Annotated in this window: 14 protein-coding genes; 13 read left to right on the top strand and 1 reads right to left on the bottom strand. The window is 63.7% G+C overall.

The features are described 5' to 3' along the window. The first annotated feature begins 1 nt into the window (after window position 1). The 8 genes from PZN02_RS22310 (at window position 2) to PZN02_RS22275 (ending at window position 8,472) form a co-directional block, all read left to right on the top strand. Window positions 2–1,009 (top strand): sugar-binding transcriptional regulator, encoded by a 1,008-nt coding sequence (locus PZN02_RS22310; RefSeq protein WP_280662847.1) that lies wholly within the window; start codon window positions 2–4, stop codon window positions 1,007–1,009. Beyond that, on the top strand, window positions 1,006–2,001 hold the full coding sequence (locus tag PZN02_RS22305; protein ID WP_280662846.1) for an aldo/keto reductase: 996 nt from the start codon (window positions 1,006–1,008) through the stop codon (window positions 1,999–2,001). Before PZN02_RS22310 ends, PZN02_RS22305 begins: the two co-directional genes overlap by 4 nt. An 8-nt stretch (window positions 2,002–2,009) precedes the next feature. Then, window positions 2,010–3,758, top strand: a complete 1,749-nt coding sequence (locus PZN02_RS22300; protein WP_280662845.1) for a glycerol-3-phosphate dehydrogenase/oxidase — start codon at window positions 2,010–2,012, stop codon at window positions 3,756–3,758. Next, window positions 3,731–4,573 carry a class I fructose-bisphosphate aldolase gene (locus PZN02_RS22295; RefSeq protein WP_280662844.1) on the top strand — a complete coding sequence of 281 codons (843 nt, stop codon included), beginning with the start codon at window positions 3,731–3,733 and terminating at the stop codon, window positions 4,571–4,573. Before PZN02_RS22300 ends, PZN02_RS22295 begins: the two co-directional genes overlap by 28 nt. 31 nt (window positions 4,574–4,604) lie before the next feature. Further along, complete coding sequence (locus tag PZN02_RS22290) at window positions 4,605–6,134, top strand: FGGY-family carbohydrate kinase (protein WP_280662843.1); 1,530 nt, start codon at window positions 4,605–4,607, stop codon at window positions 6,132–6,134. Window positions 6,135–6,136: 2 nt separating this feature from the next. After that, entirely contained in the window at window positions 6,137–7,753 is a 1,617-nt protein-coding gene (locus PZN02_RS22285; RefSeq protein ID WP_280662842.1) for a GMC family oxidoreductase, read from the top strand. A gap of 90 nt (window positions 7,754–7,843) precedes the next feature. Continuing rightward, window positions 7,844–8,104 carry a type II toxin-antitoxin system Phd/YefM family antitoxin gene (locus PZN02_RS22280; RefSeq protein WP_280663234.1) on the top strand — a complete coding sequence of 87 codons (261 nt, stop codon included), beginning with the start codon at window positions 7,844–7,846 and terminating at the stop codon, window positions 8,102–8,104. Beyond that, window positions 8,101–8,472, top strand: coding sequence for a PIN domain-containing protein (locus tag PZN02_RS22275; RefSeq protein ID WP_280662841.1), 372 nt, complete (start codon window positions 8,101–8,103; stop codon window positions 8,470–8,472). Before PZN02_RS22280 ends, PZN02_RS22275 begins: the two co-directional genes overlap by 4 nt. Here the strand turns inward: PZN02_RS22275 and PZN02_RS22270 are convergent. Continuing rightward, a complete protein-coding gene (locus PZN02_RS22270) occupies window positions 8,450–8,728 on the bottom strand; it encodes an HU family DNA-binding protein (RefSeq protein ID WP_280662840.1) in 279 nt (92 codons plus the stop codon). The genes PZN02_RS22275 and PZN02_RS22270 overlap by 23 nt on opposite strands. Before the next feature lie 338 nt (window positions 8,729–9,066). Here PZN02_RS22270 and PZN02_RS22265 point away from each other — a divergent pair, with 338 nt between their 5' ends. The 5 genes from PZN02_RS22265 (at window position 9,067) to PZN02_RS22245 (ending at window position 12,876) form a co-directional block, all read left to right on the top strand. Then, window positions 9,067–9,666, top strand: a complete 600-nt coding sequence (locus PZN02_RS22265) for an SOS response-associated peptidase (protein WP_280662839.1) — start codon at window positions 9,067–9,069, stop codon at window positions 9,664–9,666. Then, window positions 9,666–10,217: a DUF4334 domain-containing protein gene (locus PZN02_RS22260; protein WP_280662838.1), complete on the top strand. Its 552-nt coding sequence runs from the start codon at window positions 9,666–9,668 to the stop codon at window positions 10,215–10,217. Before PZN02_RS22265 ends, PZN02_RS22260 begins: the two co-directional genes overlap by 1 nt. A 279-nt stretch (window positions 10,218–10,496) precedes the next feature. After that, on the top strand, window positions 10,497–11,369 hold the full coding sequence (locus PZN02_RS22255; protein WP_280662837.1) for a S1C family serine protease: 873 nt from the start codon (window positions 10,497–10,499) through the stop codon (window positions 11,367–11,369). A 16-nt stretch (window positions 11,370–11,385) separates the two neighbouring features. Next, a complete protein-coding gene (locus PZN02_RS22250) occupies window positions 11,386–11,958 on the top strand; it encodes a helix-turn-helix transcriptional regulator (RefSeq protein ID WP_280662836.1) in 573 nt (190 codons plus the stop codon). A 552-nt stretch (window positions 11,959–12,510) separates the two neighbouring features. Beyond that, window positions 12,511–12,876 (top strand): phosphoglycerate kinase, encoded by a 366-nt coding sequence (locus tag PZN02_RS22245; RefSeq protein ID WP_280662835.1) that lies wholly within the window; start codon window positions 12,511–12,513, stop codon window positions 12,874–12,876. Window positions 12,877–12,920: the final 44 nt, after the last annotated feature.

Here is a 12,920-nt window from a genome sequence, read left to right as displayed (position 1 = left end):
CATGCCAATTGCCAAACTGAAACGCAAGACGACAGCACCGCGCGAGGAGATCGTCATCGCCCGCCAGATGCACCAGGCGCTTGTCCTGCATTTTATGGAGGGCCTGACGCAGGCACAGATCGCCGGACAGCTCGGCATCTCGCAAGCCACCGTCAACCGCCTCATTAAACGGGGCCGTCAGCTTGGCCTCGTCGAGATCAAGATCAAGTCCCCGGTCGAGCCGCTGGTCGACCTGGAGGAACGACTTTTGGCGCTCGGTGGCATCAGCCGTGCGGTCGTGGTGCCGACCATTTCCGACAATCCGCAGACCGCGCTTCAGGCAGTCGGAGAGGCGGCGGCCCGCCTGCTGCTCGATGAGATCGGCGACGGCGACACAATCTGCATCACTGGCGGCAAAGGGGTGAGCGCCGTCGTCGCCGGCCTGCAGCCGCCGCGCCGTTTTGATGTCGAGGTCATTCCGGCAACGGGCTGCGTGCAGGGCAAGCACTATACCGACGTCAACCATGTCTCGACGCTGATGGCCGAGCGGCTCGGGGGGCGCTCCTACCAGATCCACGCGCCCCTCTTCGCCGACGATGCCGAACAGCGGGCGATGCTGATCAACATGCGCTCCGTCGCCGACGTCTTCAAACGGGCGCGCGAGGCGAAGGTGGCGGTGGTCGGCATCGGCTCGATCCTTACCGACGACTCGAGCTACTACGACCTGCATCCGTCTTCCAGCACCGACCGGGCGGCGATCGAACGCTCCGGCGCGACCTGCGAACTGCTCGCCCACCTGCTCGACGACCGAGGCCAGGTTTGCGACTACAGCCTCAACCGTTCGCTGGTGTCGCTGACGCTTGAGGAATTTGCCTCGATCCCGACCAAGATCGGGGTCGCGAGCGGACCGAACAAGGCGGGTCCGATTCTCAGCGTCATGCGCGGCAACCATCTCGACACGCTCGTCACCGACGAGGCGACCGGCGCGCGTATTCTTGAAATTGCGTCCGAGGGAGGAATTTCCGCATGAGCGGTGAGCAGTTAACCCGCGAGATCGGGCGCTCCGGCGTAAAGGCGTCGGCCGTCGGCCTCGGCACCTGGGCGATCGGCGGCTGGATGTGGGGCGGAACCGATGAGGCGGAATCCATTGCCGCTATTCAGGCTTCGCTCGAGGCCGGCGTCACCCTCATCGACACGGCGCCGGTCTATGGCCTCGGCCGGTCGGAGGAGATCGTCGGCAAGGCGATCGCTGGCCGCCGCGACAAGGCGGTGATCGCAACGAAATGCGGCCTCGTGTGGCATACGCAGAAAGGCAACCACTTCTTCGATCAGGACGGCAAGCCGGTCCATCGTTATCTCGGCCGGGACACGATCATCCATGAGGTTGAGCAAAGCCTGCGCCGGCTCGGCACAGATCATATCGACCTCTACATCACCCATTGGCAGGACGCGACGACACCCATCGAGGAGACGGTTGCGGCGCTGGAGGACCTGAAGCGGGCCGGCAAGATCCGCGCAATCGGCGCGAGCAACGTCAACCACTCGGAGCTGAAGCAGTACATCGAAACCGGTTCGCTCGATGCAATCCAGGAGCGGTTCAGCATGATCGATCGCGAGATCGAGGCGGACCTGCTGCCGCTCACCGTGGCCAATCGCGTGTCGACGCTCAGCTATTCCTCGCTGGCGCTCGGCCTGCTCTCCGGCGCGATCGGACCGGAGCGGGTCTTTTCCGGCGACGATCAGCGCAAGGACAATCCGCGCTTTTCCATCGCAAACCGGCGCAAGGCCAGGGATTTCGCCGAGGCGATCCGGCCCGTCGCAGAGCGGCACGGCGCGAGCATCGCGCAGACGGTAATCGCCTGGACGTTGAAACAGCCGGGCGTGACCTTTGCCCTCTGCGGCGCGCGCAACCCAGCGCAGGCGATCGACAATGCGCAAGCCGGAACCTTGCCGCTTTCCGGTGAAGACCTGGCAGCCATCGAAACTGCCGTTTCGGCGACGCTGGCCAACATGGACGGATAACTGTCACCATGAATCGCAAAGAGACATTGGACGGGCTCCGCCACGGCCCGAAGTTAGATGTGTGCATCCTCGGCGGCGGCATCAACGGGATCAGCGTCTTCCGTGAGCTGGCGCTGCAGGGCGCGAGCGTGCTGCTGGTCGAGAAGGGCGACTATTGCTCCGGCGCGAGCGCCGCCCTCTCGCGCATGGTCCATGGCGGTCTGCGCTATCTCGAGAACGGTGAGTTCAGCTTGGTGCAGGAGTCGCTCGTCGAGCGCGATCGGTTGCTGCGCAACGCCCCCCACTATGTCGCCCCGCTGCCGACCACGGTGCCGATCTTCGATACCTTCTCCGGTCTCGCCAATGGCATCGTGCGTTTTCTCGGCCTCACCCGCCGCCCCAGCCGCCGTGGTGCCGTCGCCATTAAGGCCGGTCTTGGCATCTACGATTTCCTGGCGCGCAAGCGGGCGCTGCTGCCGCGGCACCAGTTCCGCGGCCGCAAAGCAACGCTGGAAAAATGGCCCGCGCTCAATCCGGCAATCCGCAGCTCCGCGACCTATCACGATGCCTGGGTCAGTCATCCCGAACGAATTGGCATCGAGCTGTTGCGCGACGGACTCTCCGCCGGGCCGCATGCCGGGGCGCTGAACTACGCGACGATTGACCAGGCCCATGCCGGGGAACTCCTGCTGCGGGACTGCCTTTCCGGCGAAGCGTTCCCGATGCAGCCGCGGCTGGTCGTCAACGCGACCGGCGGCTGGATCGATATCGCGAACGGCACGCTGTTTCCCGCGGACACGCGGCCCGCGCCGCTGATGGGCGGCACGAAGGGCTCGCATCTGATCATCGACAATCCTGCGCTGCGCGACATGCTCGATGGGCACATGATCTACTATGAGAACGAGGACGGACGCATCTGCATCCTGTTTCCCTATCTCGGCAAGGTGCTGGTCGGCTCGACGGATATCCGCGTCGATGATCCCGGTACGGTGCGGTGCGAGGACGATGAGCGGGATTATATCCTGCAATCTCTCGCCTTCGTGCTGCCGGGCGTGCGTATCCGACTGGAAGAAATCGTCTTCCAGTTCGCTGGCGTCCGCCCGCTGCCGGCCAGCAATGACAGTTTCACCGGCCGCATCCCGCGTGACCATTTCTGCACCGTGCTCGAAGGCCGCGACGGCGGACCGCCGGTGCTCTGCATGATCGGGGGCAAGTGGACGACCTTCCGTTCCTTCGGCGAACTCGCCGCCGACATGGCGTTGGAACGGCTTGGCCGGAGCCGCCGCGCCGACACGGCGGATCGCCCCTTCGGCGGCGGACGGGTATTTCCGAAAGATGGTAGCGGCTGGATTCGGGACTTGTCGGAATCGACGGGCCTGTCCCGCGATCGCGTCGCAGAGCTTTTTGGCCGCTATGGCACAGACGCGGAGGATGTCGCCCGATTCACCGTCGCAGGGCCGGACCACCTCTTGCCCCATCCCGGCTACAGCGCTCGTGAGCTCCTGCATCTCATCCGCACCGAAGCCATCGAGCATCTGGACGACCTGCTCCTGCGGCGTACGACAATCGCCATCACCGGCGAGCTTTCCCTCGACATGGCCGAGGCCGCGCTTGATCTGCTTGCAGCCGAAAAGGGCTGGCTGGCGCCGCAGAAGGCCGAGGAGCGCAGCCGTTTTCTCGTCCTCATGCGCGAGCGCCACGGCGTCGCGGAGTCAACCCTTTCCGCAAGGAACGAACAAAGGAGCAAATTATGCGAGACAACCGTAAGGTCCGGATGAACCGGCTGTTCGGCAACGGTCGTTGCCTGGACGTGGCGATCGATCACGGCGTGTGCAATGAGCCGTCCTTCCTCAACGGGCTGGAGGACATGCCCGTCGTCGTGAAGGCGCTGGTCGATGCCAAGCCCGATGCGATCCAGATGAACTACGGCCAGGCCGACCTGTTACAGGACATCCCCGGCAAGGAGAAGCCGGCGCTCGTCATGCGCATCGACATGGGCAACCCCTATAACCGCATCCGCCATCGCGACATGTGGGCGGTTCTGCAGAACGAGGCCGAGCCGCTGATCGGCGCATTGCAGATGGATGCCGCCTGCGTGGTGGTCAACCTCTTCATGCTGCCGGACGAACCGGATCTCTTCCGCCAATGCGTCCAGAATATCGCCCGCGTGCGGGCCGACTGCGAGAAATACGGCATGCCGCTGATGATCGAGCCGCTGGTCATGCAGCCCGTGACAGAATGCGGCGGCTACATGGTCGATGGCGACGCCGACAAGATCGTGACGCTGACAAGGCTTGCCCGCGAGATGGGCGCTGACATCGTCAAGGCCGACCCGACGGCGAATGCAGAGGAGTTCCATCGCGTCGTTGAGGCGGCGCGCTGCCCGGTTCTCGTGCGCGGCGGCGGCAAGGAGGATCTTCGCGCCGTATTCGACAAATCCGCCGCCTTGATGCGGCAGGGCGCTATGGGCATGGTCTACGGGCGCAACATCTACCAGCACGCTAACCCGAGCGCCGTGGTGCGCGGACTGATGGCGATCTTGCACGCGGATGCGAGCGGCGAAGACGCCTTCGCACTCTATCGGCAGGGGTGATGGCGTCAACGAACCTTAGGAGGGGTTCCGAATGGGAGACTATCTGTTGGGGCTCGACGCCGGCAACACCGTCATCAAGGCGGTGATCTTCGACCGTACGGGCAGGGAAGTGGCGTATGCCGGGGAGGAGGGCCACAGTCACATGCCTTTTACCGGCCATGTCGAGCGTGACCTCGGCGAACTCTGGGCCAATGCCAAGCGCGTCATCCGTGCCTGCCTTGACAAGGCGGGGCTTGCCCCGACCGGCATCGCTGCGATCGGCTGCGCCGGTCACGGCAACGGGCTCTATGCGCTGGACCGGCAGGGCGAGCCGCTCCTCGGCATCCAGTCGCTCGACACGCGGGCGACCGGCCTCGTCGAGGAATGGGCGGCGGAAGGCGTGGGCGACAGGACCTATCCAATCGCCCGCCAGCGCCCCTGGGCCTCGCAGACGCCGACACTGCTCGCCTGGCTGAAGCGTAACCGGCCGGAGCTCTTCAAGGGCATCGGCACGGTGTTCTTCTCCAAGGATTTCGTCGTCAACCGCCTGGCAGGGAGCCGCGTCAGCGAGGTCTCGGACATGTCGGGCGCTGGCCTGCTCGATCTCGCCGCCCGCCGGTACGACGGGGCCCTGATGGAGGCTTACGGGCTGGCAGATTGCATGGACTTGTTGCCGCCGCTCATCGAAAGCGCCGACATCGCCGGCACCGTAACGGAGGCGGTGGCGAGAGAGACCGGGCTTGCCGCGGGCACGCCGGTGATCGGCGGGCTCTTCGACGTCGTCGCCTCGGCGCTTGGGTCCGGCGTCACGCGCACCGGCAGCGCCTCGATCATCGCTGGCACCTGGAGCATCAACCAGGTCATCATCGACCGTCCCGATCTCGACGGCCCCGTCTTCATGTCGTCCACCTTCGACCGCACTCGCTACATGGCGATGGAAAACAGCGCCACTTCGGCAGCCAATCTCGAATGGCTGGTGCGGGAGTTCCTCCCGGGCGAGCAAGCCGAGGGTGTGTCGCCGTTCGATGCCTGCTGCGCGCTCGCTGCGGTTATCGAGCCTGCGGCGGACGATCCGCTTTACCACCCCTACCTCTACGGTGCCCAGCAGGACGGCCACGCGCGGGCGGGTTTTTATGGGATCGCGGGCTGGCACAGCAAGGGGCATCTGATCCGTGCCCTGCTCGAGGGCGTCGCCTTCGGCCACCGCCAGCATATCGAGACGATCCGCAAGGCGGGGGCCAGCTTTGACGAGGCGGTGCTGTCCGGTGGCGGTTCGCGCAGCCGACTGTGGCTGCAGATCTTTGCCGATGTGCTCGGCGTCCCCGTCTCCGTCGCGGCCTCGCGGGAAACGGGCGCGCTGGGTGCGGCGATCGCCGCTGGAACGGGCGTCGGTCTCTTCGCCGATTTCACGGATGGCGCGGCCGCCATGGTGCGTGTCGACCGCGAATACAGGCCGAACGGCGGCCTCGCCGCTCACTATAACCGGCGCTACGCGCTCTACAAGGACATCGCGGAAGCCATGACGCCGATCTGGCGTCGGCTATCGGCGCCGGCAGAAAAGGCATCGGGAGTTGCCGCGTGAGCATGCCTATAACTGAAACTGCAGTGGACGAAGGCACCTACGATTTCATTATCGTTGGTGCCGGCTCGGCAGGCTGCGTTCTGGCGAACCGGCTTTCGGCCGATCCCAAGAACCGGGTGCTGCTGCTCGAAGCTGGTGGTACGGACCGCTACCACTGGGTTCATGTGCCGATCGGCTATCTCTACTGCATGGGCAATCCAGGCACGGATTGGATGATGAAGACGGCCGCCGAAGCCGGCCTCAACGGCCGCGCTCTTAATTATCCACGCGGCAAGGTGCTCGGCGGCTGCTCGTCGATCAACGGCATGATCTACATGCGCGGCCAGGCGGCCGACTACGACGGCTGGCGGCAGGCGGGCAATGCCGGCTGGGGGTGGGACGACGTGCTGCCCTATTTCCTGAAGTCGGAGGATAATTACCGCGGCAAGTCCGCCGTGCACGGGGCAGGCGGCGAGTGGCGCGTCGAGCGCCAGCGCCTCTCCTTGCCGATCCTCGACGCATTCCGCGATGCGGCGGAAGAGCTCGGGATCCCGAAGACCGACGACTTCAACGATGGTGACAACGAGGGTTCCGGTTACTTCGAAGTCAACCAGCGCGGCGGCGTGCGCTGGAACACAACAAAAGCCTTCCTGCGGCCGGCAATGAAGCGCAAGAATTTGCGCGTCCTGACCGGGGCCGAGACCGAAAGGCTGAAATTTGACCGCAAGATGGTCACCGGCATGCGTTTCCGCCTTGGCGGCCGCCTCTGCGTCGCTCGTGCATCACGCGAAGTGGTGTTGTCTGCTGGTGCCATCAATTCGCCAAAAATCCTAGAGCTGTCGGGCATCGGTCGACCGGACGTGCTGTCCACCCTCGGCATTCCCGTCTACCACGAAATTCAGGGCGTCGGCGAGAACCTTCAGGACCACCTACAGATCCGCACCGTCTTCAAGGTCGAAGGCGCGCGCACACTGAACCAGCTCTATCACAACCTCTTCAGCCGCGCCGGCATGGGTCTGCAATATGCCATTAACCGAGCCGGCCCGCTCTCGATGGCGCCGAGCCAGCTCGGGATCTTCGCCAAGAGCGATCCGGCCGTCGCGACGGCCGATCTCGAATACCACGTCCAGCCGCTCAGCACGGACCGGCTCGGTGAGCCCTTGCACCGCTTTCCCGCTGTCACGGTGTCCGTCTGCAATCTCCGGCCGGAGAGCCGCGGCACAGTGCATGTCACCGCGAGGGATGCGGCGCTGCCACCTGAAATCCGCCCAAATTACCTCTCCACCGCCGGCGACCGATTGCTTGCGGCGAAGTCCATCCGCCACGCCCGCAGCCTCATGGAAACGAATGCGCTCGCGCGATTCCGGCCGCAGGAAATGCTCCCCGGCCGCGAGCACAACAGCGACGAGGATCTGATCCGCCGCGCCGGTGACATTGCGACAACCATCTTTCACCCCGTCGGTACCTGCAAGATGGGGAGTGACCCTATGGCAGTGGTGGACGCGAAGCTGCGCGTGCACGGCATCGGCCGATTGCGTATCGTCGACGCCTCCATCATGCCGACGATTGTCTCCGGTAACACGAACTCACCGGTAATTATGATCGCGGAAAAGGCATCGGAAACCATTCTGAAGTTGTGAGCATCAATCGACGGGACGTTCATGTTCTGTACTTCAAAAGTCGCATACCGTCGAGAACGCTGGCAGCGCCAGATCACCTGCTGTTGGAGCCTGACGCGCCTCGGGTCTGCTCGACTTAACCGAGAACTGAATCATGACGTCAGTAGCGCCAAGAAGGCGGCAAAAAGCGGTCCGGTTATCATCACGGCTCGCGGCAAGCCTCCGCATGTCCTGATGACCTATGACGAATTCGAGCGTTTGACCGGCAAGCACCGCAGTCTTGTGGACGCTCTCGCCATGCGTGGCCTCTCGGGGATCGGTTTCGAGCCGCACCGCGTTGAAATCGGGCCGCGCGAAGTGGATTTGTCTTGAGATACCTGTTGGATACCAACGTCGTTTCCGAACTGCGCAGGATTGGTGACGGCAAAGCCGATACCAACGTAGCGTGGGTAGGAGCGGAAGATGCGAGGCGCTTTCTCGCTTCGGCCATCACGATTCTTGAACTGGAGCGCAGTGTACTCGGGGTGCAGCGCCGGGAGCGCTTCTTCAGAGCTAATGGCTTCAAGTCGTCTGGAGCGGCTTCATGTGGGTTCAACTGGGGCAAGAATGTCGGCGGGATCTTCAGCGCACGCACTGCGCACGTGACGGGATGCCGTCGGGGGATCGTCGTCGCTCGAGGAGAAGCCTTGAAAAGGCAAGGCTTCTCCACCAATCGGCTTACTTGTTCAGTGCGTCCTTGAGTGCCTTCGCCGGCGTGAAGGTCAGCTTCTTCGCGGCGGCGACCTTGATTGTCGCGCCCGTCGCCGGATTGCGTGCCTCTCGCTCCGGCGTGTCCTTGACCTTGAACTTCCCGAAGCCCGGAATTGATGTCTCGGCACCGGAGGTCGCGGCCGCGGTGACGGCGGCAAAGACGGCCTCGACGATCGCCTTGCTCTGCGCCTTGCTCAGGCTGTGATCGGCTGAGATCTTGTCTGCAATTTCGTTGGTTGTAGTCATGATTTAGCCCCTCTTTTTATGACGACCGAGATACTTGTCAGTTTGAACCCCTTTGTCACCGGGCCGACTTCCTCCAGGGGTTCAAAGAATAGGATTTCCACAGGTGCTTTTGAACTCCCTGCCGGTCGAGATCCATTTTCGGGGGTGTCGGATCGACGGACCGCGCGCAACTTGCGGACGCAAGCTCGGGAGCGGAGACGAATCCGCCTCCCTGGACTACCGGCACATGCCTCGTTCCACCAACGAGCGCTTGGAACCATCGATCAGAGCCAGGTCGACGGACATACTTGCACCGAGCCGTCTGGACGTCCTGATCACGAGCGCTACGTTGATGGCGCATGTGTAACGACTACGAGCAGCACATCAGATATGCCGAATACTGCAGAATGATGCAGCAGATCGCGCTCGGCATTCCCCCGCATCAGTCGGAACTCGACCTCCCACAGGCGGACGACATCCGGATCGGCGACACCGGACCGGTGGTGAGGGCTGCAGGGGGCAACGTAGTCGAACTCGTGCCGATGACGTTCGGCTTCCCGCCGCCTGAAGGACGCAAGGGCGGACCGGTCTTCAATTTCCGGAGCGAGGGGCGCAGCTTTGCAGAGAGCAGGCGATGCCTCATACCAGCGTCGGCCTTCTTCGAGTTCACCGGTACAAAATATCCGAGGGCCAAACATCGGTTCACGCTGAACGACGCGCCGTTCATGGCGATTGCCGGGCTCTGGCGGGAAGGGCAGGGAAACCAGCCCGCGTCGTTTACAATGCTGACCACGGAACCCGGACCTGATGTCGCGCCCATCCACAATCGCCAGATCGTCGTTCTGCGCCCGCCGGATTGGAAGGACTGGCTTGCCCTGTCGAGGCCGGAGAGGGAGCTTCTCCGACCGCTTCCCGAGGGAAGCCTCCACGTCGAGGAGGTCAGGTCAGGCAGCGATTGATGATCAACCGATTGACATTCCCGTCCGAAGAGGCGGCCTTCGCATATTTCGACAGGCTGCATCCGGTGCCCGCGGGCGAACTGGTCGGCCTTTGGAAGGGAAGTGAAATCTCGACAGGACATCCGTTCGATGGCGTGCTCGAAAATCTGGGGTGGTACGGGAAGCGCTTCCGCGCCGACATGCGTGCCGACGCCCTGTTGTTCAAGAAAGACGGCAACCGCCTTGTGCCGATCGATCCGTCCCCGATCCCGCTGGGACTTGCCTTTCGCTTCCGTCGACTGGGCCGTACCGAAGCTGCCAGGAAACTGTTCTCCCACCTGATCAAGCATCTGCGCGCGACCGGACCAGTCGCCTCGTTGCGAATGATGCGCTTCCGCGGCGACGTCAGCGCGGCAATGGTCTATGACACCAAGCCTGTTGCTGATCATTTCAGAAAGATCGACACCGACACATTGGTAGGGGTGATGAGCATACAGGGATACGACGAGCACTTCTTCTTCCAGCTCGAGCGTGTCAAAGTGCCTGACCCCTCGCGTCAGGAGGCCGCCTAGCGTCGTCACCGCCTGGCTGCCTTATCGCCGATGGCACCGCCGGGGCGTATAGGCGAACTCAATCACGATATGCACTGGTTGAAGGCACCCGGTGCCTATGCTGCTGGTCATCCTTTGAATCGTCACCACAGCCCCGGCCGATCGATGCTTGTATGTGTGCTGGAGCCGGCGTGGTGCGACCTGCCCGGATGGCCAGTTCGCGCCAAACCTAGCCGTCAGGCCAGTTGGACGGCGTGGTGAAACAGACGACATTCCTCGTATGCTTTGAGGAGAAAGACCATGCCGAAAGCCAGCCTTGCCGACTTCTCTCGCGAGATCGCCGGCCTTGTCGCCGCCACCGCTGCGGGGATCGCCGCCGTCCATGCCAGCCGCCACAGTTCTTCGAGCGCCGTCCATTGGCGTGAAGGATTGTTCGTTGCCGCGAGCGAGGCGATCGAGACCGAGGAAGGCATCACTTTGACCTTGCCGTCCGGCAACTCCGCGGCGGCTGAACTCGTCGGGCGCGACCCAACGACAGGGATCGCGGTGCTGAAATCGGATGTGCCTGATGGCGCATCGGCTCTGAAACCTGCCGGGCCGACGGAGGCAGGCAATCTTGTCGTCGCTGTCGGCCGCTGGGAAGCTTCTACGCTGGCCGGCTTCGGGATTGTCAGCGAGGCCGGACCCGCTTGGCGCAGCATGCGTGGCGGCCTGATCGACCGGCGCATCCGCCTTTCCGCGAGCATCGACCCGCGCGCCGAGGGCGGTGCGGCGATCGATGCCGAGGGTGGCTTCATCGGACTCGTCCTGTTCGACCCCCGCCGGCGCGCTCTTGTCATTCCGGCCGAAACGGTCGACCGGGTTGCGGCAACGCTCGCCGAAAAGGGCCATATGCCGCGCGGATATCTCGGAGCAGGGTTGCACCCGGTGCGTCAGGAGAAGGTGCGGGGCGCAATGGTGATGAGCCTCGAGGCGGGCGGTCCGGCGGAGAAGGTCGGGCTGGTGCTCGGCGACATCATCACATCCTGGAACGGCGAGACGGTGGAAGGCGTGCGGGACCTGATCCGCAAGATCGGTCCCGACAGTGTCGGCAAAACGGTGGCACTCGGAATATTGCGCGGTGGTGAGGCGCGAACCCTCGACGTCGTCGTCGGCGCACGGCCGCGCTCCTGAGCGACAGTGAGGATGGATGGCTCAGCGCCCGCTGACAGTGATGATCGCCCTGTCCGATTCGGAGCAGGCGGAGGAATTGGAACAGGCTCTGGGAGAGCGCGGTCATGTGGCCGTCGCGACGTCTTTCGATCTCGAGCAGCCGGAGGATTTCGATGTGGTCGTGACCGATGGCGAACCTGTCGATGCAGCGACGCCGCATATCGTGCTTGGTGCAGCAGCCCCCGGTGGCAACATCCATGCTGTGCTGCCGCATTCCGCGGATGCGGCGCTCATCGCTGCAGTAACGACGGTCGTCGCGGCAGGATATCGCCTGTCAGCCGCTGACGCTGCAGATGCAAACGAGACCGCTGATACGGACGAGGCAGTGCTGCCGAGAGACGTACCTCACAATCTGTCCCTCAGCCCCCGCGAATTGGAAACGCTTGCGCTGCTTGCTGACGGGGCCTCGAATAAGGTGATCGCCCGCCAGCTCAAAGTCTCGGTGCATACCGCGAAATTCCACGTCGCTGCAGTGCTCGCCAAGCTTCATGCGCAGAACCGCGCCGACGCTGTGGCCATAGCGCTGAGGCAAGGGCTGCTTTACCTATAACGCTCATAGGAAATGCCCATGTGCCGCGATGCAACCGAGATCTAGTGTGCTCGCAGCTGCTGCCCGTCGTAAGAAGATCGACGTGGCGCCGCCGCCAATGCGGCTCTCCGGTGAGCTGTTCTCGCATAATGTATCCATTGGAACACCGGGTCGTGGGAGGCGCCCGACCAGGGAAGGTTGCTCGCCAACGAGCGTCGCAGCTTGCGAAGACATCCGACACCGCAAGTCAATCGCGCGTTCGTTTTTCAGCCGCCAGACGCCCGGAGAATCGTTGCTCTGGACCGTTGCGAGGCTCATCCTCCTTCGCACCCCCTTAGCAGAATGGCACTCTTCAGGTGCAGGACGAGGCCGGTCCCACGCTCCTTCGCGTTGTCGTCCCTCCGGGTTTTCGCGTTTCTGCCGGACGGCGCCTTGCCGTCAATGCCCTGCCCGCGCCAGCCATCGGGGGCGGGACGCCCCGGCGAAGGCCCGTGTTGGCCATGACGGCGGCGGCTAGTGCCGCCCGGCCTTTCACGCCGCGTCTTTCGGGACGAGCAACGAAAGGAGAAAATCGTGGGACTCGACATGTATGCCTGCACTCTTCGCAAACCACCCGCCGTGCCGGTCGACTTTGAAGTCGAAGAGGCCGCGGCGCTCCACTACTGGCGCAAGCATCCGGATCTTCACGGCTGGATGGAACGGCTCTACCGCGAGAAGGGCGGCAACGACGCGAATTTCAATTGCGTCAATCTTCAGCTAACCGCCGACGATCTCGACTGCCTGGAAACAGCGGTCCGTGATCGCACCCTGCCGCCGACCGACGGCTTCTTCTTCGGTGTGTCCGACGGCAGCGAAGTCGGCGATGATCTCGCCTTTGTCGCCAAGGCCCGCGACGCGCTCGCGGCCGGCCTTGCTGTCTTCTACACATCCTGGTGGTAAGCACCCGGAACCGGGACGGTCAGACCGTCCCGGTTTCCGCCGTC

Source organism: Sinorhizobium garamanticum (assembly GCF_029892065.1).
Taxonomy (GTDB): domain Bacteria; phylum Pseudomonadota; class Alphaproteobacteria; order Rhizobiales; family Rhizobiaceae; genus Sinorhizobium; species Sinorhizobium garamanticum.
The sequence above is the reverse complement of the archived record's forward strand: the minus strand, read 5'-3'. Positions and strand labels throughout refer to the sequence as shown.

Excerpts from the sequence above, each read along its gene's own strand:
- PZN02_RS22310 (WP_280662847.1), top strand. The coding sequence starts at position 2 with ATGCCAATTGCCAAACTGAAACGCAAGACGACAGCACCGCGCGAGGAG.
- PZN02_RS22305 (WP_280662846.1), top strand. The coding sequence starts at position 1,006 with ATGAGCGGTGAGCAGTTAACCCGCGAGATCGGGCGCTCCGGCGTAAAG.
- PZN02_RS22300 (WP_280662845.1), top strand. The coding sequence starts at position 2,010 with ATGAATCGCAAAGAGACATTGGACGGGCTCCGCCACGGCCCGAAGTTA.
- PZN02_RS22295 (WP_280662844.1), top strand. The coding sequence starts at position 3,731 with ATGCGAGACAACCGTAAGGTCCGGATGAACCGGCTGTTCGGCAACGGT.
- PZN02_RS22290 (WP_280662843.1), top strand. The coding sequence starts at position 4,605 with ATGGGAGACTATCTGTTGGGGCTCGACGCCGGCAACACCGTCATCAAG.
- PZN02_RS22285 (WP_280662842.1), top strand. The coding sequence starts at position 6,137 with ATGCCTATAACTGAAACTGCAGTGGACGAAGGCACCTACGATTTCATT.
- PZN02_RS22270 (WP_280662840.1), bottom strand. The coding sequence starts at position 8,728 with ATGACTACAACCAACGAAATTGCAGACAAGATCTCAGCCGATCACAGC.
- PZN02_RS22265 (WP_280662839.1), top strand. The coding sequence starts at position 9,067 with ATGTGTAACGACTACGAGCAGCACATCAGATATGCCGAATACTGCAGA.
- PZN02_RS22260 (WP_280662838.1), top strand. The coding sequence starts at position 9,666 with ATGATCAACCGATTGACATTCCCGTCCGAAGAGGCGGCCTTCGCATAT.
- PZN02_RS22255 (WP_280662837.1), top strand. The coding sequence starts at position 10,497 with ATGCCGAAAGCCAGCCTTGCCGACTTCTCTCGCGAGATCGCCGGCCTT.
- PZN02_RS22250 (WP_280662836.1), top strand. The coding sequence starts at position 11,386 with ATGGCTCAGCGCCCGCTGACAGTGATGATCGCCCTGTCCGATTCGGAG.